This is a genomic window from Vulcanisaeta sp. EB80 (assembly GCF_002078205.2).
In genome coordinates this window covers 1-25735 of the sequence record NZ_LCWN02000010.1, presented here as the reverse complement: position 1 = coordinate 25735, position 25735 = coordinate 1, and the positions used below count along the sequence as shown (strand labels likewise).

33 protein-coding genes, 1 tRNA gene and 2 pseudogenes are annotated in these 25735 nt (G+C 44.4%); 18 read left to right on the top strand and 18 right to left on the bottom strand.

Annotated elements, in window-relative coordinates; genetic code table 11:
- Window position 1 precedes the first annotated feature (1 nt).
- Entirely contained in the window at window positions 2-1438 is a 1437-nt protein-coding gene (locus B7L70_RS03260) for a transposase (protein ID WP_238376075.1), read from the bottom strand.
- Window positions 1439-1529: 91 nt separating this feature from the next.
- Here B7L70_RS03260 and B7L70_RS03255 point away from each other — a divergent pair, with 91 nt between their 5' ends.
- Both B7L70_RS03255 and B7L70_RS03250 read left to right on the top strand, forming a co-directional pair.
- Window positions 1530-1901 carry an SLC13 family permease gene (locus B7L70_RS03255; RefSeq protein WP_081226466.1) on the top strand — a complete coding sequence of 124 codons (372 nt, stop codon included), beginning with the start codon at window positions 1530-1532 and terminating at the stop codon, window positions 1899-1901.
- Between the two features lie 105 nt (window positions 1902-2006).
- A complete protein-coding gene (locus B7L70_RS03250; RefSeq protein ID WP_238376079.1) occupies window positions 2007-2396 on the top strand; it encodes a hypothetical protein in 390 nt (129 codons plus the stop codon).
- 67 nt (window positions 2397-2463) lie between these two features.
- On the opposite strand, the gene B7L70_RS03245 is transcribed toward B7L70_RS03250, so the two are convergent.
- From B7L70_RS03245 to B7L70_RS13195, 6 genes are all read right to left on the bottom strand, one after another.
- Window positions 2464-3042, bottom strand: coding sequence for an adenylate kinase family protein (locus tag B7L70_RS03245; RefSeq protein WP_081226482.1), 579 nt, complete (start codon window positions 3040-3042; stop codon window positions 2464-2466).
- Between the two features lie 12 nt (window positions 3043-3054).
- Window positions 3055-4344, bottom strand: coding sequence for an asparagine--tRNA ligase (gene asnS / locus B7L70_RS03240; protein ID WP_081226464.1), 1290 nt, complete (start codon window positions 4342-4344; stop codon window positions 3055-3057).
- Between the two features lie 65 nt (window positions 4345-4409).
- Window positions 4410-4739, bottom strand: coding sequence for a hypothetical protein (locus tag B7L70_RS03235; protein ID WP_081226463.1), 330 nt, complete (start codon window positions 4737-4739; stop codon window positions 4410-4412).
- A 43-nt stretch (window positions 4740-4782) separates the two neighbouring features.
- A complete protein-coding gene (locus tag B7L70_RS03230; protein WP_081226462.1) occupies window positions 4783-5964 on the bottom strand; it encodes a DUF1512 domain-containing protein in 1182 nt (393 codons plus the stop codon).
- Window positions 5965-6255: 291 nt separating this feature from the next.
- Window positions 6256-7659 (bottom strand): hypothetical protein, encoded by a 1404-nt coding sequence (locus B7L70_RS03225; protein WP_143701515.1) that lies wholly within the window; start codon window positions 7657-7659, stop codon window positions 6256-6258.
- The gene (locus B7L70_RS13195) at window positions 7646-7819 is read right to left on the bottom strand and encodes a hypothetical protein (protein WP_162009080.1); all 174 of its coding nucleotides are present in this window, start codon (window positions 7817-7819) and stop codon (window positions 7646-7648) included. Before B7L70_RS13195 ends, B7L70_RS03225 begins: the two co-directional genes overlap by 14 nt.
- Before the next feature lie 214 nt (window positions 7820-8033).
- On the opposite strand from B7L70_RS13195, the pseudogene B7L70_RS12975 reads away from it, so the two are divergent.
- From B7L70_RS12975 to B7L70_RS03205, 5 genes and pseudogenes are all read left to right on the top strand, one after another.
- A pseudogene (locus tag B7L70_RS12975) lies at window positions 8034-8138 on the top strand (chorismate synthase); the annotation flags it as partial.
- 11 nt (window positions 8139-8149) lie between these two features.
- On the top strand, window positions 8150-9121 hold the full coding sequence (locus B7L70_RS03220; protein ID WP_202908672.1) for a TIGR04084 family radical SAM/SPASM domain-containing protein: 972 nt from the start codon (window positions 8150-8152) through the stop codon (window positions 9119-9121).
- Between the two features lie 36 nt (window positions 9122-9157).
- Window positions 9158-9234 (top strand) — tRNA-Arg (locus B7L70_RS03215).
- A gap of 354 nt (window positions 9235-9588) precedes the next feature.
- Window positions 9589-9978, top strand: coding sequence for a hypothetical protein (locus B7L70_RS03210; protein ID WP_081226460.1), 390 nt, complete (start codon window positions 9589-9591; stop codon window positions 9976-9978).
- Between the two features lie 35 nt (window positions 9979-10013).
- On the top strand, window positions 10014-10349 hold the full coding sequence (locus tag B7L70_RS03205) for a hypothetical protein (RefSeq protein ID WP_081226459.1): 336 nt from the start codon (window positions 10014-10016) through the stop codon (window positions 10347-10349).
- 132 nt (window positions 10350-10481) lie between these two features.
- On the opposite strand, the gene B7L70_RS03200 is transcribed toward B7L70_RS03205, so the two are convergent.
- Both B7L70_RS03200 and B7L70_RS03195 read right to left on the bottom strand, forming a co-directional pair.
- Window positions 10482-11027, bottom strand: coding sequence for a hypothetical protein (locus B7L70_RS03200; protein ID WP_143701513.1), 546 nt, complete (start codon window positions 11025-11027; stop codon window positions 10482-10484).
- 266 nt (window positions 11028-11293) lie between these two features.
- Entirely contained in the window at window positions 11294-11485 is a 192-nt protein-coding gene (locus tag B7L70_RS03195; protein ID WP_081226457.1) for a chromatin protein Cren7, read from the bottom strand.
- Between the two features lie 248 nt (window positions 11486-11733).
- On the opposite strand from B7L70_RS03195, the gene B7L70_RS03190 reads away from it, so the two are divergent.
- Entirely contained in the window at window positions 11734-12393 is a 660-nt protein-coding gene (locus B7L70_RS03190) for a hypothetical protein (protein WP_081226456.1), read from the top strand.
- Here B7L70_RS03190 and B7L70_RS03185 read toward each other — a convergent pair whose 3' ends face one another.
- The 4 genes from B7L70_RS03185 to B7L70_RS03170 form a co-directional block, all read right to left on the bottom strand.
- The gene (locus B7L70_RS03185; protein WP_081226455.1) at window positions 12394-12606 is read right to left on the bottom strand and encodes a hypothetical protein; all 213 of its coding nucleotides are present in this window, start codon (window positions 12604-12606) and stop codon (window positions 12394-12396) included.
- Between the two features lie 42 nt (window positions 12607-12648).
- On the bottom strand, window positions 12649-13542 hold the full coding sequence (locus B7L70_RS03180; RefSeq protein ID WP_081226454.1) for a RimK family alpha-L-glutamate ligase: 894 nt from the start codon (window positions 13540-13542) through the stop codon (window positions 12649-12651).
- A 99-nt stretch (window positions 13543-13641) separates the two neighbouring features.
- Entirely contained in the window at window positions 13642-14199 is a 558-nt protein-coding gene (locus tag B7L70_RS03175; protein ID WP_081226453.1) for a hypothetical protein, read from the bottom strand.
- Window positions 14200-14214: 15 nt separating this feature from the next.
- Window positions 14215-14430: a hypothetical protein gene (locus B7L70_RS03170; protein WP_081226452.1), complete on the bottom strand. Its 216-nt coding sequence runs from the start codon at window positions 14428-14430 to the stop codon at window positions 14215-14217.
- 158 nt (window positions 14431-14588) lie between these two features.
- On the opposite strand from B7L70_RS03170, the gene B7L70_RS03165 reads away from it, so the two are divergent.
- The 4 genes from B7L70_RS03165 to B7L70_RS03150 all read left to right on the top strand — a co-directional run bounded on the left by B7L70_RS03165 (window position 14589) and on the right by B7L70_RS03150 (window position 17077).
- Window positions 14589-14801: a hypothetical protein gene (locus tag B7L70_RS03165; protein WP_081226451.1), complete on the top strand. Its 213-nt coding sequence runs from the start codon at window positions 14589-14591 to the stop codon at window positions 14799-14801.
- A 44-nt stretch (window positions 14802-14845) separates the two neighbouring features.
- Window positions 14846-15277: a hypothetical protein gene (locus B7L70_RS03160; RefSeq protein ID WP_081226450.1), complete on the top strand. Its 432-nt coding sequence runs from the start codon at window positions 14846-14848 to the stop codon at window positions 15275-15277.
- A 297-nt stretch (window positions 15278-15574) separates the two neighbouring features.
- Complete coding sequence (locus tag B7L70_RS03155; RefSeq protein WP_238376074.1) at window positions 15575-16141, top strand: hypothetical protein; 567 nt, start codon at window positions 15575-15577, stop codon at window positions 16139-16141.
- Between the two features lie 60 nt (window positions 16142-16201).
- Window positions 16202-17077, top strand: coding sequence for a PfkB family carbohydrate kinase (locus B7L70_RS03150; protein WP_081226448.1), 876 nt, complete (start codon window positions 16202-16204; stop codon window positions 17075-17077).
- Here B7L70_RS03150 and B7L70_RS03145 read toward each other — a convergent pair.
- Both B7L70_RS03145 and B7L70_RS03140 read right to left on the bottom strand, forming a co-directional pair.
- Window positions 17057-17527: a MarR family transcriptional regulator gene (locus B7L70_RS03145; RefSeq protein WP_081226447.1), complete on the bottom strand. Its 471-nt coding sequence runs from the start codon at window positions 17525-17527 to the stop codon at window positions 17057-17059. The two genes, B7L70_RS03150 and B7L70_RS03145, sit on opposite strands and share 21 nt — an antisense overlap.
- Window positions 17528-17606: 79 nt before the next feature.
- On the bottom strand, window positions 17607-18320 hold the full coding sequence (locus tag B7L70_RS03140) for a hypothetical protein (RefSeq protein ID WP_081226446.1): 714 nt from the start codon (window positions 18318-18320) through the stop codon (window positions 17607-17609).
- Window positions 18321-18372: 52 nt separating this feature from the next.
- Here B7L70_RS03140 and B7L70_RS03135 point away from each other — a divergent pair, with 52 nt between their 5' ends.
- On the top strand, window positions 18373-19482 hold the full coding sequence (locus tag B7L70_RS03135; protein ID WP_081226445.1) for an aminopeptidase P family protein: 1110 nt from the start codon (window positions 18373-18375) through the stop codon (window positions 19480-19482).
- A gap of 76 nt (window positions 19483-19558) precedes the next feature.
- Entirely contained in the window at window positions 19559-19843 is a 285-nt protein-coding gene (locus tag B7L70_RS12970; protein WP_143701512.1) for a hypothetical protein, read from the top strand.
- On the opposite strand, the gene B7L70_RS03130 is transcribed toward B7L70_RS12970, so the two are convergent.
- The gene (locus tag B7L70_RS03130) at window positions 19772-21499 is read right to left on the bottom strand and encodes an HD domain-containing protein (protein ID WP_081226444.1); all 1728 of its coding nucleotides are present in this window, start codon (window positions 21497-21499) and stop codon (window positions 19772-19774) included. The genes B7L70_RS12970 and B7L70_RS03130 overlap by 72 nt on opposite strands.
- A gap of 54 nt (window positions 21500-21553) precedes the next feature.
- On the opposite strand from B7L70_RS03130, the gene B7L70_RS03125 reads away from it, so the two are divergent.
- The gene (locus tag B7L70_RS03125) at window positions 21554-22732 is read left to right on the top strand and encodes an NAD(P)/FAD-dependent oxidoreductase (protein ID WP_081226443.1); all 1179 of its coding nucleotides are present in this window, start codon (window positions 21554-21556) and stop codon (window positions 22730-22732) included.
- A 2-nt stretch (window positions 22733-22734) separates the two neighbouring features.
- Here the strand turns inward: B7L70_RS03125 and B7L70_RS03120 are convergent, their stop codons facing one another.
- Window positions 22735-23859, bottom strand: coding sequence for a tyrosine--tRNA ligase (locus B7L70_RS03120; protein ID WP_081226442.1), 1125 nt, complete (start codon window positions 23857-23859; stop codon window positions 22735-22737).
- Window positions 23860-23983: 124 nt separating this feature from the next.
- Here B7L70_RS03120 and B7L70_RS03115 point away from each other — a divergent pair, with 124 nt between their 5' ends.
- Together B7L70_RS03115 and B7L70_RS03110 are read left to right on the top strand one after the other, a co-directional pair.
- Entirely contained in the window at window positions 23984-24433 is a 450-nt protein-coding gene (locus tag B7L70_RS03115) for a DUF371 domain-containing protein (RefSeq protein ID WP_081226441.1), read from the top strand.
- Window positions 24402-25133 (top strand): phosphatidate cytidylyltransferase, encoded by a 732-nt coding sequence (locus B7L70_RS03110; protein ID WP_081226440.1) that lies wholly within the window; start codon window positions 24402-24404, stop codon window positions 25131-25133. Before B7L70_RS03115 ends, B7L70_RS03110 begins: the two co-directional genes overlap by 32 nt.
- 9 nt (window positions 25134-25142) lie before the next feature.
- Here B7L70_RS03110 and B7L70_RS03105 read toward each other — a convergent pair whose 3' ends face one another.
- A complete protein-coding gene (locus B7L70_RS03105) occupies window positions 25143-25358 on the bottom strand; it encodes a hypothetical protein (protein ID WP_255408836.1) in 216 nt (71 codons plus the stop codon).
- A 183-nt stretch (window positions 25359-25541) separates the two neighbouring features.
- On the opposite strand from B7L70_RS03105, the pseudogene B7L70_RS03100 reads away from it, so the two are divergent.
- A pseudogene (locus B7L70_RS03100) lies at window positions 25542-25735 on the top strand (hypothetical protein); the annotation flags it as partial.

Below are 25735 nucleotides of genomic sequence, written 5' to 3'. Positions count from 1 at the left end.
TTTAGGGTGGGGTTTCTACCGTGGAGGTCTCGACCGTTACCCCCTCTTTTGGGGTTATTGGTTTTACGCCGTTGGTTGTTACTATATAACTCAGTATTTTCTTTGGTGTTGGTGTTTTGTAGCCTGCCTTCTTTGCTATGTTTCTTGCTGCGTTTATGTCTGCGTTAATCTTTATTCCAGTTAATTCGCATATGTACAGTCCACGCTTTACCCTACCGTTTTCGTGCTCCATGTTACAGATGGAACATTGCTTACTGGTCCCATACTCATTCACTACGTTGATTTTAATGCCGTATTCTTGCAACACCTCGCCCAACCACCTAGTGATTTTGTTGAACCACCAAATATTGGTGTTGAACTCATTACCGTTGTCTTGGCTGACCATGTATGGGTAGCCAATGAAGACCTCATCAATGCCCATCTGCCACAAAGTCTTCGCCAGGAACCTAATGGCTGTACGATAGTAATGCCTAAGCCTCTCCCTCCTCTTGTAAATCGCATGCAGATAGTAGGTGTGATACTTGCGCCAAGACTCGAATCCGTGGTTCCTCAACCAATCCCTAATCGCTTGGTAAGTGCCTATTTCCCTCTTCCAGTAGTAATACTCAGCCTTAATTGTTGAACCCTTGATTAAAATGGCGGTGTCACTGTGGTTGAAGACCACGGCGAATAGGTTGTTCAAGCCGATGTCTATGAAAGCCTTATTACTACCCCTAGGATTCTCGATTTGTATCTTCTCGTGGATGCCCCTCACGTAACCCCTCGGGTTGCTCTTTGCTGGTTTCTCCCCAACGGTGATTGGAACATAGGCGAACCACCTATTACCCTCAAGCTTAATCACAAGCGTGCCTTGCTTGCCAGACCACTTAATCCTCCCAGCGTATTTTATCTTCAAACCCCAATCCTTAAGCACTAAATAGCCCTCACCATTGTTGATTGGCTCTAGGTAGTAACGGTCATTCCTAACTAGGATCCTCAACAACCTCTTCCCCAACACCTTATCCTTCCAGAAGCCCGGCGGTGATGGCTTATTCATGAACTTCGGCAGCTTGCCTTGCTTGTAAAGCCTAGACAACTCAAAGAAGGAATTCCACATCCAATTATTGAGATTAATCACTTGACCAGCGTTTACGCCAAGCCTATCCCTATACCTATGGTAGAACTCATGCTCTGTACCCTTGAAGTCTATTTCACCACTCTCCCTAAACTGCATAAGCCTAGCGTAATTCAACCCATTCCACAACCTAGCAGTGACATCTGCTAGCCTTCGCAGTCTCCTCTCCTGAGTGCCACTAGGCAGAAGCCTCAACCTAACCGTACGCACATTACTTGACTTAGAAGAAGAGGGAGTGCCCGGGTTGGTGAAAACAGTGGGTAATCGACCCACCGACTCATCCGAATAGGCTAAACCCCCTTTCGGAGGCACCAACCCAGGCACCAGCCAACCAGCAAAGCAGGGTTTTATAAACCTGATACTGAGCCCCACGTAGCAGGGCAACCCCACCCTAAAGGGCGAGACTTGGTCATTATTGTCAGGTGTTCTCGATGCCCTATCCCATTACCTACCGCAACTAACAACGCTCCTTGGGGTCTTCGTTTCGGGGTTGCTCCTTAGTCAGGTTGTTAGTAACGTGCCGATGGTTGCACTATACATACCATTAATGAGGGAATTGGGCGTTTCACCAAGTAACTACGTGGTATGGATCGGCCTTGCCGCATCAAGCACGATAGCCGGTAATTTAACGTTAATCGGTGCTGCAAGTAACGTAATAATCAGCGAGGCAAGCGAAAAGAGGGGTGGTGAGGGTTTTGGGTTTGTGGAATTCATGAAGTATGGTGTGCCAATAACAATAATGAATGCAATAGTTTATTATGTATGGTTAAGTTATGCGCATATCTGATTCTCTTTACCCTAGGGTGGGTTTATTGTTGTTAATCTGTTTTTTCAGTGGTTATTGGACAAAATGTTTTTAAACCATAACAGTATTGATCACGTGGTGATTGAAATGCGCATTTATGGTATTGCAATATTCGAGGTTAAGAAAGACCTTGACGTAGCCATCCTAGACCTTGAGAACGCCGGTTTGCATAGGCTCGAGTACATGGAGATAGACCCAGATCTGGTGGCATACCTGGACATGGCTGAGGAGGAGTTTGGTGATACCCTTGGTAAGTACAGGACTATTAAGGATTATGTTTTTGAGTATGAGAATGAGAGGCTTGTGCTGGTTAGGTTCTTCATGCAGGGTAAGCACGTTGGTAAGGCATTACTTGTAAGTCTTAGGACAGGTACGCTGAGGATTGTAAGTAAGAGGTTAGAGAACGCTGGGTGGAATAGGTTATTCATGTTTGAGATCAAGAAGCTGATGAGGAGCATTAAGTACACTGACCGTTAAATAACCAGGTCTGTAAATTATCGTATACTCCACGATACAGATTACCATAGATAACAGGATTAGGGAATCACGATAAGCACGCATCCAATTCCTTACTTAGGTTGATTAGGATATCCGTATCCACGTCATCAAGCCAATCCACAATACCCACCGCAGGTCTTCCATAGGCTATCCTATTGGTTATGTAATTAATTACTTCGTCCACATTCTTATTTGTTGTATCAACCTCTATCACCCTATCTCTTCCAAACGTGTTTATGGCCATTACTAATGATGAACCAACAATCTCAGCTAACACATTCTCGACAACCTTACAATGAGGCCAATTCCTCCGTGTTAACCTATCCATAAGTTGCGTGGGTTCGAGCCTAAGTACTACGCACCAATCAATTAATGAGGCGTCAATTAAATTTACGGCAACTGTATCAATAATGTACGAATTAAGGGTCTTAAGTCTCTCCGTTATTAGTTTACGAGCTTCATTCTCGTTAGTTACATGGTAAGTTTGCAGTTTTGGGTCCCATTTAAGTACTGGAGTTATTATCTCGTCTAAACCCACTATTGTTGCTCCATAAATTCTCGCAAGACCTGTAGCTATCGTTGTCTTGCCAACCCCCGGGGTACCCGTTACTAATAACCTAACCATCCTCATTACCCATTATGGCTTTATACGACGAATGTCGCGCGGGAATGGCACGGCATCTCTAATGTGGTCGAGACCGCAGATCCACATGACCAGTCTATCAATACCAAGTCCAAAGCCTGCGTGTGGAACGGAACCGAACCTCCTCAGGTCCAGATACCAGTCATAATCCTCAGGCCTTAAGCCAAACCTCTTAATCTTGCTGAGTAATTCCTCATAATCATAGATACGCTCACCACCGCCAATAACCTCTCCATAACCCTCAGGGGCTAGGACGTCCACACTCAGTGTTGTTTCGGGTTTTGCTGGATCATTCCTGTGGTAGAATGCCTTAACCTGCTCTGGGAAGTGGTGCAGTAGTATTGGTTTATCAAACTGTAGCGTTAATACCCTCTCCTCATCAGCACCAATGTCATCACCCCACTTGATCTTTAACCCCTTACCCTGGAGTATCCCTATAGCCTCATCATAACTAACCCTATAGAAAGGCGGTTTCACGTTCTCTAGAACCTTAACATCCCTATTCAACAGTTTCAACTCATCCTGCCTCTCCTCAAGAACCTTATCAACAACGTGTGTGATCAAGTCCTCAAGCAGGTTGAGCAAGCCATCAAATTGGAGCCAAGCCTCCTCAGCCTCAGCATGCCAGAACTCGGTTAAGTGCCTCCTCGTTCTCGAAGGCTCAGCCCTAAAGCTCGGCGCTATAGTGTAGACCTTCTCAAGTGCGTATATCATAACCTCCAGGTAGAACTGCGATGATTGTGTCAAGTAAACGCCCTCCTTATCAAAGTACTTAACCGGGAATAGGGTGGCACCACCCTCAACGGCTGCTGATACGAACATGGGTCCTTGAACCTCGTAGTATCCCCTGGATCTAAAGAACTCGTGTATTGCGCCAAATACCGTATGCCTAACCCTAAGTACTGCCCACATTCTCCTACTCCTAATCCACAGATGCCTGACATCGAGTAAGTACTCGCTATCCGCCTTGGCAGCATCCTCATTTATGGGAAATGCCTCACCAACATAGTACCAATCAATTCTCCTAACATGGATCTCCGAGCCACCTGGTGCCCTAGGCTCCCTCCTTACGGTCCCGGTTAGTACCACCGAGGATTCTATGTTAAGTTTTGAAGCCACGCCCGCCACCTGTTGGTTGGATTTATCAACCACGGTCTGTATTATCCCACTGCCGTCTCTAATGACGAGGAATATCTTATCCCTCAATTCCCTCTTCCTATAGACCCAGCCCCTTATCGTTACCTCCGTACCCTCACTTAGGCTAAAAACATCTTTTATGCTCATAACTTTACTTTCCATTAAAATGGGTCACGGGATTTATGGCAGTTAAGGCAATATAAAGCTTACCTTCACAAGCCTTGGCTAGAGGGCCCTGCATAATATATTGCGTGAACAACTAGTCTCTCACCATCGTTAGGGCACGCCTCATTCGTGACCTTACCAACATAATCACCAAGCCTGAAGGGGATTGTTTTTGTGAACCCACAGCGTGGGCACATCAGTACCTCAACCTCACCACTTAAGGCTTGACCTCCACCATGGGCTTCAGCCTCCTTAGTCTGCGAAAGATAGCTCTTAATTAATCTGAAGTACCTCTCATTCATCACCAGGGCTATTACGATTGCGACTATGAAAATAACCAATCCCACCACTGTGATGTAGTAATACTCAAAGCTCATGGTTGCGTCATGTACCTAAATCATTATTTAAATAAATTACTAACTACTGCGCAACGCCACCTGTGTTACCAACGCCAACGAGAATAACCTCCTCACCCTCCCTAACGCCCTCCCTGATGACCCTCTTAACCCTCTCCACAGCATCATTAACCGCACCCTCAACCTCCTTAGGCATTGCTGATAAGGCCTCTGGCATGCTCATTTTTATGAGCACGGCATACAGCGGTATACCGTACTTACTCGCAATCCTCTCTATGTTGAACCTCTCAACACCAATACCGCCCATAGCAACACCAACACCCTCGGCTATGGAACCAGTCCTCTCACCCTCTAATTTGAGGGCTGCGTCAACGGTGATTATGAACCTAGGCTTAACACTAACCCTCTCCACTAGGTACGCTATGCCATCATCGAGATTCCCAACAGTCCCTCCAGGGCCTCTCGCCTTAACCACGTAAACCCTCCTACCCTCAAAATTACAAAGCCCAATGTAGGTGTCCTTAACATTATGGCTTATCTCCTCAACGCTTGAACAACTCCTCATGAATCTATAGGCTGTGAGTGGCCCGGCGGCATCGCCGACGGGTTGACCCTTGAGGAATGTCGATATTGCCCCATTGAGTGCATTAACGTATTCCCTGAGTATTGGTAGCAACATGTAAACCTGCATCATTAGGTATGGGTTCCTATACTTATTACTCAACCTGTAGTAATGCATTATTACCTTATATATGAAATTTAACTCCCTTAAACCATCCACCGCATCCACAACATTCTGGACAAGAGTCCTCTCAATACTTGGCAGTAGGGATCTTATGGAATCCTCAAGCCTGTCATTATACGTAGTCACCAAAAGCTTTAGTGTTCTCATTAAACCCGTAGGCTCGGCGTTAACCGGCTCGATTACCACGAAATCCATTAAGTCCTTAATCGTCTTTTCTATAGCGTCCTTATTAACGTTTTTTGGAGAACCGTTTGACCTGAGTAGTTGATCAACATGGTTTATAACCAGGTTAACATTATTTGTTATTAACCTATTAAGGTTCGTTAGGAAGCTACCCACTGTGTATGCATATCTCCAGATCATTACGTAGTCCTGGAAGAAGAATAGGAAGATCATAGCTATCCAGATTATGTTAGACAGGAATATTAACCAGGCATTACTCTGGCTTGTCCCAAGTCCCGTCTGCAGCAATACCTGCTGCAGTACCGCTAATAAGTCCATCAATTAAAACGTCGAGTGTCTAGCTTAAAAACATTCCTAACACGCCAACAGCATTGAATAAAACACAACCACTTCCTCAGCACTAACCCAGCATAAAATACCATCGGCATCATGATTAAAAATAGGGAGCACAACCGCCCTTGGTGACCCATTGTGCTGTGGTTATTATTCACAACAGGGCCTTGCAACCTTAGATGCACGTATTGTGGCGGCTCTTTCGAGCCGAAAATCTAATAATACGGCCCCATAGCTCAGGCAGGAAGAGCGGCGGCGCCCTCATTCAATTCCTTTTTATGGGTTGTTTGTTCCCCCGTGGGTGTGGGTTTGTGGGGCCGCTCGGGCGAGGACATCTAAGCCGTGGTTCCTCTTGATGTCATTCCTCCCTTGTTCGTACTCTGTTTGTTTGTAGAGTCTCGTGAACACATCCTTGCTTATTTTGCCATCGTAAAGCGCCAGGATCAGCTCGACTCTCAACCTCCTTAATGGGTGGTGGATGTACTTAACAACACGCCTGAGGAGCTTAACGGCTTTTTCACCGCGGAACACTAAGACATCGGCTGTTTCAAAATGGTCGATAGTTCCAACGATGCCGAACCTCTTAGTAATTACCTCCTTTAACACATCGAGGACAATTCTCTTTGGACAAGCCTTACAAGCCGAAATTGCCGCAGCAACATAGCCATTCTCATCGTCATACCACACTGACCCATCCCCATCTATTTCGCCAGCTATGAACTCCGCAAGTTCCTCGTCACTGAAGCCGTCGAGTGCCCTCTCGAGCTCATTGGTATTGAGCTCAATGGGCCATGGCCACTCGTTAACGCCTAGGTATACGTAGTATCCCAAGCTTATTCGTTCATGTACGTATTTCATACCTGGTGTTCCTCTTTCCCGCTTAATTTTTAGGCTTGGTGTCTTGATCATGCTTAGTATCTTTAGGAAGAATACGGCATCAACAGCATTTGTCGTATTCAACTCCAACCTGATTCCTCCATCGTATTTCCAAACCACTAGGTCGCTCTTAGCCAGCCCAAGCCAATAGGGTTTCCTCAAGTTGTTCAGTAGCTCTAAGCCATCGAGCCAGATACATGGTTCTATGCCGTACCTTCTGAACTCATTTACGTCGACACCGATGAATTGAAACATCTCCTCACACATCCTAACCTCGCTCCAACCAAACCTCTCCCTCAGTAAGCCCTCGATGACCTTAACGATGTCATTCCTCGTCGCCTTGCTCTCCCAATCAATGCCGCACTTAACAAGCCATCTATTTAGGTCCTTCGTGCTCAGTCTCAACGCCTCCCTAACCCATTTCTTCGATATGCCGAGGTCTCTAAGCATCCTTAGCAGCCCGCACCACACCTCATTATCGCTTACTAGCCATAGTTCATGAACCACATCCTTAACCCCATTAGAAACCTCCTTGCCCACCGCATAGCCGTTGTGGCAGTTGTTTTCGATTAACTCCCTGGTTTTCTCTAATACGCACTTCTTATCACCATCGCCTAGACACTTCATTGCTTCCTCAATCATTTCTTGGCAGAGCTCTATCCTCCCTGCCTGGGTGGGTTTGGGCAGGGAGGCTTCGTCTCTTGTTTCTAGGTTGTTTTCCTGACTCATCGGGCCTTTGTCCTTTGTGGACGGCCCGTTGTTGATTTTAAACCCACCCTCGGCGATGCACCTAATTCGGTGCATAGCCAAAGCACCTATGCCTGCTTAACTCATTCATGAGTATCTTGGCTAATTCGCTACACAACCCAGACTTCATACACCTTTGATAAACGAAGCTCCATAACCTACAATCAACACCTCCATAAGTCATCAGCCAGGCTATTACGTAGTCTCCCCAACCCACACCAACAGTTATTTTATCAACTAGGCTTATAAGGCACTACGAACACAGGCACAAAACGGCAACACCAACGATGCACGCAATACTCGCGAAGAGCAACTACAACCACAACAAACACCCAACACAACAACACGCACCAAAAACAATGATAGAGAAACTACCGAAGGTAGTACTAACGTGAAGACGTACGGAGAACACAACCACCACAGGTGTTGCCATTGGTGTTGTGGTTGATGGTGTACCTGCTGGTGTGGCTGTTAGTGAGGAGGATGTTAGGAGGGAGCTTAATAGGAGGAGGTTTTGCCACATACCTGTCCTCAACTCCCTTGGAGGGTGAATTACGACTTGGGATTGCTTAAGAGGTTGATTGAGGCTGATGATGAGGCTGTGGTGATATTCTACGGCGGGGAGCCACTACTCAACCCTGGCTTTATAATGAGGGTCATGGATAACGTAAGGGCTAGGAGGTTTGGTGCGCAGACCAATGGCACCCTAGTGAATCTATTACCGAGGGATTACTGGAGGAGGATGGATGTGGTGTTATTATCCATTGATGGTAGGGAGGAAGTCACCGATAAGAATAGGGGCGTTGGCGTGTATAGGGCCGTCATTAAGGCTCTCAATTACTTAAGGGGTGTCGGTGTTAAACGAATAATAGCCAGAATGACCGTTACACAATTAACTGACATTTACGAAGACGTCACACACCTACTTAATCTAGGTTTTGATTATGTACATTGGCAGCTAAATGTGGTGTGGACCGAGAGGTGGGACGTACTTAACTGGGCCACTAGGAATTACCTACCCGGAATTAAGAAACTTGTTGACTTATTCGTGGAAAGGGCCCGTAAAGGTATGATACTAGGCATAGTACCAATACTAGGCATACTGAGCGCCCACTTCTTCAAGCCATACGAAGGACCACCCTGCGGTGCTGGGTACAGGGCCGTGGCAGTGTCGACAGACGGGAGGGTGCTGGCATGCCCAATAGCCGTTAGGGAGGATTGGGCGGTGCTTGGGCACGTAAACGTTGGCTTTAAACCAATGAGGATACGACTACCTGAGGCCTGCCAAAGATGCGAGTACAGGAGGTACTGTGGTGGCAGATGCCTCTATGCAATCATGGAAGGCGAAAAATACTGGGGTAAGGATGGGGTGGAGATTGTGGATTATGTAACTAAGGAAACAATTAAGGAAATACTAAGAATCATACCTGAGATGGAACAATTAATCAGTAAAGGAATAATTAAAAAAGAGGATTTAATGTACGACCCAATCCTCGACTCAACCGAGGTAATACCCTAAGCAAAAGCAAAAATAACACTAAAGCTCTAATAATACGGCCCCGTAGCTCAGCCAGGAAGAGCGGCGGCCTTCGGAGCCGTAGGTCGTGGGTTCAAATCCCACCGGGGCCGCCAAGAGCGTTATTTCATGTTTTTATTTTGAATTTAATATTTGATTTTTGATTATTGTTTTATGTCGCTATAGTGCATCCGAACTAGCCCAGCCGTTGATTCGGTAAGTGATGTACGCGTTTTGCTGCACGCTAAAATTAATTGGTGAAAATTAGCTCTTTGATAACTTCATATATTTATTTTACCAACTCTTTCAATATTCTATTGAAATCGTCAAAAACCTACGGCTCAGGACTATGCAAATCTAAAGTGATGGGTCTTTCAATATTCTATTTAAATCATCGAAGGACGCGCCACTGCACCGGTTGTGGGTGGTGGGGAGGCTAGTTTTAAAGCTGGGGATGTTTAATTCATATTGTGCCCTCCCCTGGCGAAGAAGACAGGGGAACTGCAATGGAAGAACAAAAGCAACGGCGTCGGTATGCCTACAAGACGACCATTAAGAAATTGTTTAACCTTACGGACAACCAATTAAACGTTGCCGTACAGAGGGGAATATTAAAGGACGTTAGGCAAGTCCCGAACCCTCATAACAAATACGAATACTCCTACCTTTTCAACGTTAAGGAGGTGGAAGAGCATTTAGACGAGATACGAAAAATAGAGAAATATTCCGAAAAGGAGATTGAGAGGAGGAAGATGTATTATGAACGGAGTAGAAAGATTTCCCGCATCTTTTTTTCTGCCCCCTTTGCAACAAAACCATCAGGCCACAAAGGAACTCATACACAAAGAACGCATACCTAGAGGACGAGGTAGACAAGGAAGAGGCGAGAATTGTTGTGATCGTTACTCATTTCAGGCATTCACATACCGATTATGATGTAATAAGAAAGAATGACAACCTACTGCAACAGTATATTGAGGATAAAGAGAAATTCAACAGGGTTCTTAACGCGTATTTTTCAGCCAAAGAGGAGGGGGATTATGATGCGAAGGAGTATTATTTATCCATGATTCGCAGCCTTAAGTCAGAGGCAATTGACAGGCTTAAGGATGAAAAAACTAAGGAAGCCATAGAACTAGCAAAGAAATACTCATTGTTACCAGAGAATTTTGATAAGGAGGAATACGATAAAATAGCCGCGAGAATTAAAGAACTTTACGGCTTGGATTAACAACAAGTCTGAGAAAGCTTACTAGTGCTTCCAGGTATGATGTTCTGGATGCGTTTATTGATTGGCTTGAACTGTTGGCAATCTAATCACCCTGTATTAATCCCCAGCACCGACTAGTGTGGTGTGTAACACCTAGGATTGGGTGTTTGTGGGTTGGTTTGGGTCTAGGTTGGGTGGTTTCCTCCCATACTTCCTGTAGGTTATTCCTCGCATTGCGGCGGCATAGAGCAACGCCTTGAAGGCATCAGGCGTCTTATCAATGTACTCCTCATAGAGCTTCCTAGCCAGCCTATAGAGCTCCTCCGCCTCCTCGATTGTTAGGTCATCCTTATCAACAAGCTCTAGAAGCCTCTTTCTCTCAGTCTCCGTGAGTGGGTTTGTCGTGGCGGTAGAGGCCAGGCCCTTGATTACAGTCCTTAGGAAGCCCACATCCCCCTGGTTTAGGACGCCTCTTAACCCGAGGTACTCGATCGTGATTTCATTGGCGCTTGTGATAGTGTTGGCGAGCCTGGAGAACCCACTCCTTACCTCACTCCTCAAGGCTTCAACATCCCTCTCAACCCCAGTTAGCCTACCCCTCAACTCACCAACGCTCCTCGTTAGGCTAATGACAATGCCCAGCGTGCTAACGACCAAGCCCAACACAGCAACCAAAAGCCCAATAGTGAGGTAATCCATGCCCCAAGGCACCCAGGTAAAACACTATATTATGCTTAAAAAACTAAGCCTAATTAGGTAGTGGTGTTAAGTTTCCTACCATACTTCCCATAGGTTTCCCCACGCTTGGCAGCGGCGTGGCAAGGCATCAACAAGCGTTTGGCACTTTACTGCCGTACTCGTAGAAGAACTTCTTGGCATATCTCCCAATTCATCAAGAACTGCACATCGGCGTGCTGAAATAAAAAAGGGAATTGTTTTTAGTTTGATTGTTTCTGTTTGTTTGTTTAGGTTATTATGTTTCCTTGTTCGTCTACCTTCGCTATTACCTTCCTAACAGTCTTACCATCTGGCGTCTTGAACAACGCCATCACAAAACCCTTCCTACCCTTAGGCTGCACCTTCCAAACCTTCGTAGGCTTCAACTTGTGTCCTTCGACTTCGTATTCCTTCTTAGCCAGATCCTCTAACTTCACCATACATAAACATTTTCAGAACGCATATTTATAAATATATCGCTTTGGAAAGAGCCGTGGGGAAATAAGGGTAAAGATATGAGAAACAAGTACATCAATTAATACATAGTTAAAATGTTTCGTTTATTGGAAGCAACGTATACTTTTTCATCGATTATATTGCACCTTGCTTAGTGATTATGTAATACCTATCTCAATACAGTAGTGCATTATGGATTATCTATTTATATTGTAGTTTAGTCGTGAGATTGATGATATTTAAATTCTTTAATTCTCCGAAATCAGTAGAGAAGAGGTTTAAGAGGTACGTGGGTAAACCAGTTACTCTAGGTGACGGTAGAGTCATCGGTACGGTTGACGGTATAAAGCTTAGTAAGAATGACCTTAAGCCCATATCCATAATAGTGAGAATGGGCGATGGCAGTACTAAGGAATTTAACGTTAATGAGGTTGGTGCCGTGTTTATGGCCGATAAGGTGGTTTTCCAGAGGTTTAATGACGAATATGCAAGTATTGTGAGTACCCTTAGGAATGAGGTTGCCAGTATTAGGGAGAGGCTTAGGGACATAGTGGACAAATTGAATAGACTCAGCGACTTGCTTCTCCAGGGTGGTATTAAGGAGGACTTGTATAGGGACATTAGGGAGAGGCTCGAGAGGGAGAGGGTTAAGTGGATAAGGCAGTGTAACGACAAGGTTGGCTCTATAAACGACCTAATCGCGGAGTTGGATAGGAAGATAGGCGATGCCGAGAAGAGGAAGGGTGAGTTAATGATTAAGCAGGTGGTTGGCGATCTCGGCGATGATGAGAAGAGGGAATTATCTGGTATTGAGGAGCTACTTAACCAATTGAGGAAGACCAGGTCTGAATTGCTTTCCCTAAGGATGGAGCTCGAGAAAGATTGCTACTAACTATAACGACTTATACTTAATTGATAGTGCCTTCTCGAAGAGCGTGAACTCGCCGGTGTCGTCATCGTAATAACCAAGCACGGTATGCTCAGTATTCCTCCTGCAATGCTCACAGTATATGTACAGCTTACTGCCTAGGTTCGTTAGGTCGAAGCCTACGTTTAGTGTGGATTCCGTACCGCACCTATCACAACGAATTAACCACCTAGTCACTGCAGAATTATCGAATTAGGTGGTAAAATAAACCTTACGCGATTAAGATTTCAATCTCTTAATCATCGAGGCAACAAGGGCCTTTGCTGGGTTTCTACCGGTCACTGCGGTTAACTCTGCCCAGTCAGGTGAACCGTTGACCTCGAATATCACGTAACCGTCCTTACCCTCGCCAATGTCAACACCACCGTAAATTAGGCCGAGGGATTCTACGGATTTTATTGCGAGTTCCATGACCGCCCTATCGATATTAACACATGGCTTACCCACCGCACCCTGGGCAACATTGGTCTTCCACTGACCATTCGGCGCAACCCTCACCATGCATCCAAAGACTTCCCCGTCAATGACCATTACTCTTATGTCGCGGTTTGGCTTCTCAATATACCTTTGTAGATATATCGGCTTCTTAAACGTGAGCAATGTCCTCATTATTTGGAACGCAACATCGGCATCATCAACCTTAACTGCACCATAACCTCTTGATCCCTGTAATGGCTTAATCACGACCTCCTTCATGCTTTTGGCAACATCGTAGGCGTACAATATGTCCTCAGTACCTACGGTATCGGGTACGGGTAACCCCCTGTTCTTGAGTATAACCGTGGTCTCCAGTTTGTTCCTAGTCTTTAATAATCCATCTAGTGGGTTTATCACGATTGTACCACCACCCTCAAGCATCCTGATTGTTATGGCTCTCCTGAAGAATGTCTCAACGTCGATAAGTACGCCCAGGCTCCTAAGGAAAACCCCATCGACCTTAAACGGCTTATCTCTAATTACGGTGAATGACCCCTCCTTGTCAACCTTGACCGATATTCGCGAGATCGGCATATAGGTTGCATTTAAACCAGCGTCTCTTGCGTAAATAACCAAGTCCCTGCTCGGCCTATCTGGTATTGGCGAATCACCTATTACAACTACGGATTTCGGCATACACCGTGCCCAATTTAAATTGATATATAAATCTTTTAACGTCGGAGTACGTACGCAACACTTTACTAAATTATTACTTGATATTGATATAGGGATAAGTTAGGTTGGAGGTGGTGGAGGTGGTGGGCGTTGTCTCCTAACCCCACGTGGTTTATACCTCCTTCCTAACTCCTTGGACATCGTTAATGATAAGTACGTCAGTACTAATGATGTGGCTAGTAGTATTATTGATGTGAATAGCGATGAGGTACCTAGTAGTAATGGTCCTAGCATCACAGGTGAACCTACGTAGTACTGATAAACAAAGTAAATGCCGACTGACGAGAGAAGCGCTATTGCCAGGAAGATAAGTCCAGTGGTTATTATCGATACTAAACCTCTGAACTCCCTCCTATTCAGGCTTGACCTTGCCATGTAAACCACGAACCCGCCAATCACGGCCATTATTGAGGATAGGGCTATGAGACCCGTCACCGCATTCAACCCGGGGAATGAGAGTATTTGAAAGTACTTAACGGCTATTGATGGTGGTAATTCATTTGATAGGAAATTTGCCGCCGTAACCACTAGTATTACCGATACTAAGGCCGTCATGGCTGATATGAACATGTACAACGAGGCCCTATCCATTAATCGTTGTATCTCGTCGGGGTACATAGGGGCGTGCCCTCGTTACTGTAGGTACACGTATTGCCTTATCCTAACCTTGCAGTTTGGGCATGTTAGTGACCTCTCAATAAGCTTAACCCTGTGCCTATTATCCTCCCTAACCCACTCGCCGTCAATTAGCATTATTGATCCACAACTAGGGCACTTATTTATGTAGGGATTTAGGCTATAATGGGGTACCGATAATAATACATCCCTAACATCCCTCTGGCTAACCATCTAGGTCATCACATCATTAAGTAACTAATTAATAAATGTTTAACTAACAACGCACGATAACCAATCACGTACATCACATCATTAAAGGCATGTAAGGCCGTAAATACCGAGACACACCATTTATAAGTAGGTTCTAAATCGTAATTATCCAGGTTAGTATGAGTGGTACATTCCCAGAAATACCTGGAGATTTAAGGTCTGTTCTTGAGATTGTGTATGAGGGCGAAGCTGCACATATAAGGTGTAAGTATAGGGGTAAGGATGGTAAGGAGTGCGGCGCCCTATTCTTTAGTTTGGAGGATGCGATTAGGCATTTGGCAACTCATGACAGTAGGTATAAGCGCTACTTATCGTTGATTAAGTCGGAGTAGGTTAATGAAATGCATATAAACCCTATCACCTCCCCGTAATAATAATGACTAGGCAAGTGTCTATTAATGAGTTGATAAGTATGGTTAATAATGTAGAGAATTTCGAGGTTGTTGATTATCAGGGCGATTACATACTAGTTGATGATGTTAAAGGTATCGTGAAAATTAAGGATGAGGAGACTAAGAAGGAGCTCAGCGAGCTACGCAAAAGAAGCCCTAAGGGTAAACCAACGCCTAAGCAGTTATCCGTGACCGCGGATGCCGTGAGGAGACTTGTTGAGAATAGGGTCAAGTTTAAGGTGGTCTTTGGGCCCAGGGAGGTCATAATTAGGTTTGACCTTGATCATTACATTAGATTGAGTGATAAGGACGTTAGGGTGGTGGGTTTTTCCAGCAGGAGTGATGGTTACCTCGGTCTAATAGCTGATATCCTCGAGAGGTATGGATCATTAGTTTTTCTTAAGCGGGTCACGTAATTGATAACCCAGGACTTATACTCCATGGCCAATAACCATCGCTTAAATTATCGACCTCTCCACCGTCTCTACGCGAGTGGCTAATTCCTTAGATTATAAGTATTAAGTATTTATTTATCGTATAGATGATAATACGTGCTACCTAAGTTATTGTTAACAAGGAGGCATCCATTATTGACTCTTAGGTTGGGTAATGATGCTTTATGTATTGTACATAGGGGTAAGTATTTGGATTTTTTAGCGTCTTGCGAGGGCGGGAATAATTACGTAATTATTCTCCCCCACCAAGGTGCTTATGTGAGTGACAAGCCCATTGAACCAATAACCTGGGGTGGTACCTTGAGTATGGACGTATATGCCCTACTTGGTGATGAGTTGGCACTTTATGAATTAAGTATTAGGGATGGTAGGGCATCGTATGTTAGGTATCGTGTTAATGAGGAATTCCTGAGAGGCATAAGTCTTTCTGGTAATGGGATTAGCGACGTGTTGAGTGTGGCTGAGTCTGTGTTGAGGAATTACATTAGATCAAGCTTCATGATCTATACTGCATATCTAAAGCTTGTGGTTAGTGGTAATATCAAGTTACCCGGGTATAGGGAGTACGTTAGAGGTAGGGTAAGAGTCTATGTTAGGGATGGTATTGTAATTATTAGGGAGACTAGCGGTGATGAGGTTAGGATTTCCCTAATCTCGACCATAGAGGCCGTTGAGCAGTTCGTTGGGATGATAATGTCATTATTGAGGATGTCGAGGATTATAAATGATGTTAGGCTAGGTAGAATTGGTCATTCTGTGAAGACCATACTCGATATCTTCATACCAAGCAACCTAGCATTAGGTGTAAAGAATAGCCACATCTAACGCTGTGCGTTAGGGCTTCATCAATATTAATGCTTATTAATATAGTGCTGTAATCGTAATGTGCTTGGCGTCATTGGGCATGTGGCGATCGATTTGATAAGGAAGGGTTTAAAGTCCTGGCGATCGCCAGGCGGAGCTCCGACATACTGCTCATTTTATTTAAGGCAGGTGGGTATTGATGTGCTGCCCATAACCGTTGCTGGCATGGACTTCAATGAGTACATAAACCAGTATATCGAGAGGGAAATACCTACCCATAGAATTCGCATTACCAATGACTGCAATACTACCTCGTATGAAATAACGTATCTCGATGATGGTAAGAGAGTATTGAGGTTATTATCCAGGTGTAGGGATTTCACGCTTGAGGATTTGGATGATTTACCCAGCATTGTGACTGTGAATCCGATTGCCAGGGAGGTTAGTATTGACATGCTTAGACATATCAGGGAGCACGTGGACACTCTGGGTGTTGATTTACAGGGTTTTACTAGGGTGTTTGATAGTGATGGTTATGTAAGTACGGCAATAAACATGGATGATTTAATTAGAATACTAGAAAATGCCGACCTACTTAAAATCAGTATTGACGATGCAGACCTTCAGGTACTTAACTCCATAGTTAGTAAATTTCCAAATAAGGTGATTATACTGTCGATGGGTCACCGTGGCTCAATAATGATGCATAACGGTAAAAAGATCCAGGTTCTAACTAGTGGCATTGTTGATGCTAAGGATCCCACTGGCGCTGGTGATGTGCTTACATGCACAATGACGCACCTAATGGGTAAGGGGGATGATTTAACCTGGTCCTTTATTTACTCTAACGCTGTTGCTGTGGCAAAGACCATGGGTGAAGGACCTTATGGCTCCATAAGTAGGGATGTTGTCGACAATATCGTTGATAGACTACGCTCAAGATTGATCGTAACGTAGTTTACTGACTATGTCATTTACATAATCTATGTCCGTAACTTGGACATAACTAAACCTACTAACCCTCCTAACCGTGATCAAGCCCTTCTCGTAAAGTCTCCTAATTATCCTAGAGACCGTGCTCTTAGGAAGCCCAAGCTCCCTAGCGATCTCCGCCTGATACGCCTCACCACCCTTACTTAGTAAGAATGATAATACCTTAACCTCGTCTTCATTTATGTTCTTTATTGATGTATTAACGTCTATGATCCTTTGTAGTTTATTATTGGGTGTATCAAATTCTAATTGTCTCACGGATGATGACCCAGGGCTTTTAGGGTATTCCTGCTCCTTCTCCATATGTTTTCTCGATTCGCTGAATATTTGATAAATCAATGATGCCAGCACTGTTAATTGGATGAAGGCTATCGCGATCACCACGTAGTAATCATAGGAACCTGCAAAAACCATACCTAACAGTAATGAACCCAGACTATTTATAAGTTACACTGCACATAATACCTAGCCATATAATATAGATCCTGGTTACTCATTGAGAGCAGGATTTAACAACGTCATTGATTATACCGTCAATCTTATCGGCTATCAGGGTTAATATACCAAGGCTTGGAAACTCCCCGATAAGGTGCGCGATACCGAGATCATCGTAAATTATAGATTCAGTAAACCCCTTATTAGCTAGGGAATTAACTATGCAGTTCAACGCCGTTATTGCTCTGATTAGTATATCCACCTTGACCTTGCCAAGCTCTAATTGGTGATGCTCAAGTTCAACATTAACCCTCATTATCCCAACCTTAGTATCATAGACCTTAAACATGCTCGTTGCCGATTCGCCTAGGTCAAGTATCCAACCCCTCGATAGTAATTCATAGTTAATTTCTGATTTTAATAATGGATTACTTGAGTAACTCAGTACCTCGATTATCAGCGCTATTAACGAATCAATATACGTGCTTATTGACCTAAGATCATCAAATAGCTCAGTCTCTGGGCTTGGATATATCATTACGATTTTATCACTGGGTATGTAATCTATCGTGAACCTAAAGTGTGATGTGAGTATTGTGAGTAGCGACACCTCATTCTCATCCGATGGCTTTATTGATACGAACCTCAACTTAAATTTATTAATTGCCTTATCAAGAACCGCCCGAACCTCTATAGTCTTACCAAGCACTGAGTACCTATATACATACGTGCTTAATACAGCATCCTCAGACTCAAGGCTCCAGTTAATCATTGGTTTTAAGTTTAAGGAAGCAATTTAAAAATGTGTAACTTTTAATTATGCCGTGGGCTTGATCAACAATAGGGTTAGAAAAATAGCAAATTTATTTGACGAGTTAAGTCTGGACATCATCGTAGTACTAGACGGAACCAATATTTCGTACTTCACAGGGATTGATAGTGGATTGATGCTTGTGATTGATAGATCGCTGGATACAACATTGATAGTTCCAAGGCTCGATTTCCAAAGGGTTCAGGATATCGTGGGTAATGAGGCTAGACTTATTGGTTACTCGACTGTTGAAGTGCCACAGAGAAGGAGTGATGAGGTGTTGTTTGTATCGAAGGGATTAGGTGATTACTTGCTTAAGGAGCTTGGACTTAAGCCTAATAATATTGTTGGTATTGACAATACTGACTCGCCCGTGGCTAAGGAGCTTGGGTCCGTTGGCATTAAGACCATCAATATTAATGATAGGGTTTTGGGTGTTAGGGAGGTCAAGGATGAGGATGAGATAAGGCTTATTGAGGAGGCGAGCAAAATAACCGAGGACTCCCTCGATAAGGTCCTTAAGGTCGGCCTTGAGGGAAGGAGAGAGAATGAGATTGCGGCTATGCTCTACAGGGAAATGATAGATGGTGGTGCTGATGATGTCGCCTTTAAACCCATAGTGGCCTCAGGACCTAATGGGGCCTACCCGCATCACGTGTTTACGAATAGGGTCATTAGGAGGAGTGAATTTGTGACAATAGATGTTGGCGCCAGGTACCACCTGTACTGTACTGACATGACTCGAACAATAGCTGTTGGTCAGGTTAGTAAGGAATTGAGAGACATGGCCCTCGCGGTACTTGAGGCCTATAGGAAGGCTGTTAATTATGTGAAACCTGGCGTTAAGGCCAGCGAGGTTGATTCAGTAGCTAGGAAGGTACTTTCTGAGTATGGGTATAGCTCGTATTATATACATAGTACGGGGCATGGAGTTGGTATCGAAGTTCATGAGAAACCTGTCATAGGACCATCTAGTAATGAAGAGTTAAGAACCAATTTTGTAATAACGATAGAGCCTGGCGTTTACATTAAGGGTGTTGGTGGTGTTAGGATTGAAGACACGATATTGGTCACGGAGAGCGGTCCAAGGCTAATTAGTAAGTATCCAGTATATCTATTTTAATTAAATGAAAGCTTTGGCTAATACTAGTTCACTTACTTAATCATTAGCTTAATAAGCAGGTTACCGTGATCTACTAATGATGGGCCTAGACAACGTACCCAGCCTATTTATTCTCAAGGCCATGATCGCAAAAGAGCTCCAAAGGACTGGAGGCATCAACGTAATGGAATTTCCCAACTTAATCACTAAGGTTATGCAATACACACATGCCGTTAATTACCCCAACAACGCAAACAACTACATGATTTACTTACTTGACATAGTAGCTATTGACGGAGATAAGATAACCTTAAGTGAGGATGGTATTCGCTACCTGAGAGCCTTCGAGATACTTATTAACGACATCACCAAGCTCCCTTAACGATTCATTAAGTGAGACAATGACTATACTCTTAATGCTATCAAAGACCGTGCTATCATAACTATTGATGCAATTTCTCATCCTTGTTACATCAATGAACGCGAATATGTGTGGCGATCTCTTCCATGCTTCTGTAACGGATGCGGCCAATGGCGATAACTTATTTATATTAACCAATTTATTACCATGCATTATGTGCAACCTGGTTTCTGGTTCGAAGGTTCTATAGCCTATTATTATTGAGGAGGTTAGATCATCATTGATGAACCCGCTTAAGCAGGGTATTGATGCTTCGCGCAATTTTTCACGTAGCTTTTCATAAAATGCCTGGAGAACCTTATCCCTGACCTCACCCTTACTTAGTAGGTAGGGAAGGACATCGTTTATTAACTCGAGATTAATACCTTGCCTACTGACCAGGTCTATGAACTCGAAGTCCCTCTTCCACAATGCCTTATAAACGGTGCTCCTAGTAACCAGGGGCTCTAGGTACTTGGAAATACCCCTTATCTTATTAGTCAGGTACTCCCTATTCCTCAGTAATAACGATATTAGGTAATCATCTATTATGTACATAACATCGTAACCCTTCAATAGCCCTACGGAGAAACGGTAGAGGAGGCATAGGTAGTTTTTGATTTCATCATTAAGCTCCTCATAATGCCTCAGAAGCTCACTCATTAAATTCCTAGCCAGCGTATTAAAGAGTACAACCTTATGATGCAGGTAAACGAGCTTGTACGTGTTGAACCTAGCTATTACGAAACCTTCAAGGTTAGCCCTAGCCTTCTCATCGAATGCTATTGTGTAATTACCGTCATTGGCCACAATCTTCATATTATCGAATATCCTCTCCACATCACCAATACTAATTGTTGAACCAACACTCGCCCCTGTCATGTATGAATCCCTGAGTATGTACTCAACCCTATCGGCATCTAAGTCACCTGAGACTAGGCTCTTTAGTATGTTAAGTGGCTTTAACGCATCCTCACCCAGTGATTTAAGAAATTCCCTATCCTCCTGACCAATTACCTCTACGTATTGGGGCATCACCTTCATCAATTTACCCACAATATCCATATGTAGTAACGCCTTCACGATGCGCAGGTCTATATGGGGCATTATCTCCTTAGTTACCTTCCTAAACTCGTCATTATTCGTGAGTATGAAGTAAGTTATAACCTCATGCTCCTTAAAGGGACCCTTAAGGACCATACCCAGGGATGCCTCGTGAGCATCCCCACTGCAATTGCTTATTAATGGGTCAATGCCCTGCCCAAACACGCCCTCGAACACGTGTGAGAATGGTAGATGACCGAGGTCATGGAGTAGTGCCGTGATCCTCATGTGAAGTAATAACTCATCCTCTGTGTCAAGACCCACGCGCTTACCAAGATCCATCAATATTCCACGAACATTTTCCTGCCTCATCAACCTCTCAAACATGAGTGTAACAACCTGCAGGGCACCGAGTGAGTGCTCAAACCTGCTATAACGCGCTGATGGGTATACCATGTACGTAAACCCGAGTTGATGCACATACCTTAGTCGTTGTATGTACTTGCAGGAGTCCACAAACCTAGCCTCATCATCAGTAAGCCTAATCCACCCAAGCACCGGATCCGCAATGGCCTTTGTATAGTTGAGGGTCATTTCGAGATTAAAGGCTAAACTATTATTAAATTGTTAATTCTTAGGCAAAGCCCAGTGAGCATAAGCGACGCAATCATAATCGGTGCAGGACCTAGCGGCCTCTACCTAGCCCGTGAATTAAGTAGGGTAATTAACGTGACGGTTTTTGAGGAGGATAAGGCGCTCGGATTACCACCGCACTGCACAGGCCTCGTTAATACCGATTCGCTAAAGGTGCTTAATGTTTCGCCGCCAATCATAAATACCTATAGGTACGTGAGAATAACGGATCTTGAAAACCATAGCATAACCTTTGATTTTAAGAGGAGGGTGATAGCCATGGTCGATAGACCCGGTCTTGAGCATAACCTTGCCGATGAGTTGGGTAGTTCATCATTAGTACTTGGTGAAGGTGTTGTTGAAATTAATTCGAAGAATATAAGGACCAAATCGAGGCAGTTACCCTATGAACTCGCCGTGATCGCAGAGGGAGCCAGTGGTAGATTAGGTAGAGGGTTAATTCCATGGAATCCCAGCTATGTTTATGGTGTGCAAACCGACACTAAATCATACATTACGAGTGACCTGATGCCTAGGGGTGATGATGAGATCGTGGTTATTTTTGATAGGAAGTTGAGTGAGCATTTCTTTGCGTGGATAGTACCGAGGGATTACCACGAGTTCAGGGTAGGCATTGCAGATAGCTCAAACACGTGGGTTAAGTTCACAGAGCTACTAAAAATGGTTGGTGCAGAGCACTATAAACCATTTGGGGGCAGGATAATAATTGGCGGCTCCCCCGAACATGTTGTTGCAGGCAATGTAGCAGTGATCGGTGACGCGGCGGGTTTTGTGAAACCAATGACAGGTGGTGGGATAGTAATGGGCATGCTTAGCGCAAAAATGCTTTCGGAGAGCATATACGAAGCAATTAGGGAGGGCTTAACAATAAGTGATGCTTTACTGATTTACGACGAAGCATATAGAAGGTACGTTAAAGGTAAGGTTAAGGCCTTGAGTGCTGCATCGCACATTCTACACATGATGATCGACAAAAGCCTAGATTACGCATTAAATCTATTAGGTGGGTTAGGTGTTACTGTGAACGATTATGATAACCATATAGACGCCATAATGACCGCAGCCCTTAAGAGACCAGGGGCCTTCGTTAAGGCCGTGATTGGTATTGCGCAGGAGTTATCCTTGATAGAGCCTGGTAGAATTAATGAGTTGCTTAAGTCGTTAATGAAATAAGGTTACCTTGTGATCCTCATAATGTTACTCATATCCTCTAGTAGGCGAGTTCCTGGACCTCCATGAAACCACTTAATTATTGGGTCTAGGTAGTTAATCACCTCCTCAGCAACCGCATTCTTCAAGTCCAGTGGGTGAACCTTACCTTCGCTATAGGCTTTCGTTAGCTCCTCAAAGGTCCAGAACTCCATACGACCACCACCGTACTGCTGCGGTCTCTCTATCACAAACGGTTTACTCCTGCGCTCCCTAAATGCGAATAGGTGGGCTAACTCCATGACTGGGTTCATGGTGACCTCCCTTGGTGGGCAGTAGGCCTTCAGTATCTTTTGCCTGATCTCCTCCGCCGCATCGTGTAGGAAAATTGCCGTGTCAGGTAAGGACTTGCTCATCTTCATCTCACTCAATTCCTCCTTGGACTCCCTGCCGGTTATGTTGAGCGCTGGGATTAGGCTGTGGAATAGTGCTATTGGCTTCACCCTCTCACCATTAAGCATCAATGGGTAAAACTTAGTCTTTAGCGCAACCTCCCTAGCCAACACATAGGCCTTCCTTTGATCAATACCTCCATGGGCTATGTGGGACCCTATCACGAACACATCAGCAACCTGAAGCAGCGGGTACACAAGCCAGGACATCGGCACCGACTCACCCATCTTTCTACCCAGTATGGTTAGGCTATGCCTAATATCTGACAGGTTCGTAATCCTGGCCAGGTCGAGTATTAAGTACCAATACTCATCATTATTATGGTATAAGTCGCTGGCCATTAGGAACCTAACACTGCCTGGATCTCCACCAAGTAATTCGATGACCCTCTTGAAGGTCTCTACATAGTATGTGTTGGCGACCTTCCTTATCGTGTCTAAATCACCACCAAGCTTATTATTCAGCCAGGAGTGAATGTCGGCAAGGAGTATTGATACTTCCACACCAGCCCTTTGTAGGTCAACAACCTTGGATAAACTCACTATGCCAGTACCAATGTGTATATAACCACTTATTTCGAAGCCAATGTAATGCCTCAACTTAGCCCCGCTCTCCAGGTACTGCCTCAGCTCATCGACCGTGAGGACCTCCTCCGTGGGGTACCTCATTATTAACGATAGCCTCTCCTCAACATCCATCACCAACACTATTAGGGTTAAAATAATAAGTTTTATTGTGATGCAGACCATGAATTTATCGAAACAACGTGCTTCGGTAAGTAACGTAATAAGGTTTAATTTATTTTACATTAAGCGGGCAGTGATGGTTAATGTCGCCGTGGATTTAATAAAGGCATGGGGTCATGCTAATGTCAGGGCTACGCATAAGACTACGATTGAGGTAACTAAGGATGAGTACCTAACGCCGAGGGGTGATTGTATCGTAGGTATTAGAGCCGACAAGGCATTGTCAGAACTCGATCCTGGACTTAGAAGTATTATCAGTAAGGATGGGTCTATTGTGATTGTGATTTTCTCTGTTGGTGATTACTTCGACTATGTTGTTGGCATGGGTTCTTCAAGGTTGACGTTGAGTAGCGATGAGAAGTTGATAATTAGGAGGAGTGAGTATGTTGATGATGCAACACTGATGATAAGGGCCAGTAAGGCTGCCGCGGGCTTAAGTAGAGAGCTCGTAGATAGGTTAAAGAGGGGGGAACCTTTACTAGTTTATATCGTAGGTGTTGACCTTGAGCAGGATAGAGGCACTTAAGGCTATGGCCCTTAGGAAGTTAATCCACGTGGTATTATCCGTATTCCTAGTAATACCATTCATAATTAACCTAAGCACATACGGATTAACAAACACGCTGTACTTCACAATAATAACCCTGGGAGTTTCGGTAATATACGTAATCCAGGTCAAAAGACCCATAATAACAATAATGCTCCTTGACGCACTCACCAGCGCAAGGAGATCAATACTCCAACAAATGATGAAGTCACCAATCAGTTCCGCAATACCCTTCGAAATACTGGATGATGGATTAATAAGGCTTGAGAGGATGGTTAAGGACCTACTCGAGAGTGTGGAGAGGGATTACGAGAGGAGGGGCGGTTACTTAGGCATACTCATGGGAGCCCTGGGCGTGTTAATAAGCCAATTATTGACTGGTAATTACGTCGTATATGGTATAATATCGATAATAGTGTACGATACAATGAGCGCACTTGGTGGTGTGCTGGTAGGTAGGGTTAGGTTGCCATTTACCAATGCAACCATGGAGGGAACACTTATTGGCATGTTATCACTAGCCCTGGTATTGTACGTAATCACGGGACAATTAATAGGCACCTTAGCAATAACAGTAACCGCCGCATTAGCCGAGGCTTACGGCCTAGAGGATAACCTGGCGATACCGATCGCCACATCATTAATAGCCATGGCACTGGGAATGCCGATAATCACGTGAAACTAGCGATCACTTACGTCGGCCTAGCAATCTATAAAGTTTGTCTTCATCCTGCCAAGCCCTACTCTTCATAACCTCATCCCATAACCTATTGAACACGGGATAACCAAGCATTTTCTCAAGAGCCCACTCCCTGGCAAATTCACCATTCTTAATCTGCCTAATTGCCTCCCTCATTAACCTCTTAACCTCATCTGTAATATAGCGGGGACCGTCTCTCCGCAGTCGGTGGTTTTGCCACCGGCTGCTTCTCGACGGTCTCCCTGAGCCCCCTCACCGCAGCAGCTCCCCACCTGTCGCCAGGGGTTCCTCGCCCTGCGGGTCTCGGGACTCCAGGGATACAGTTAGGTTTTGTCTTTGGCGAAACAGCAGCAGGTCTTGCCTGGTAACAAGATTGGTTGGGTGAATATGTTTAGGGGAATAGCCTATGGAATTGTTCCGAATCGTAGGTATGCTGATGGTGCCGTAACCCTTATAATGAGCATCTACGAGTCATGTAGGTCGTTGAGTGTTGATTTTAGGGGTGTTGAGTTGGGTGATTGGTTGATGTTCCAGCAGAGTGAGCTTGAGCATCCAAATAGGAACATTACCTTGAAGCAAAA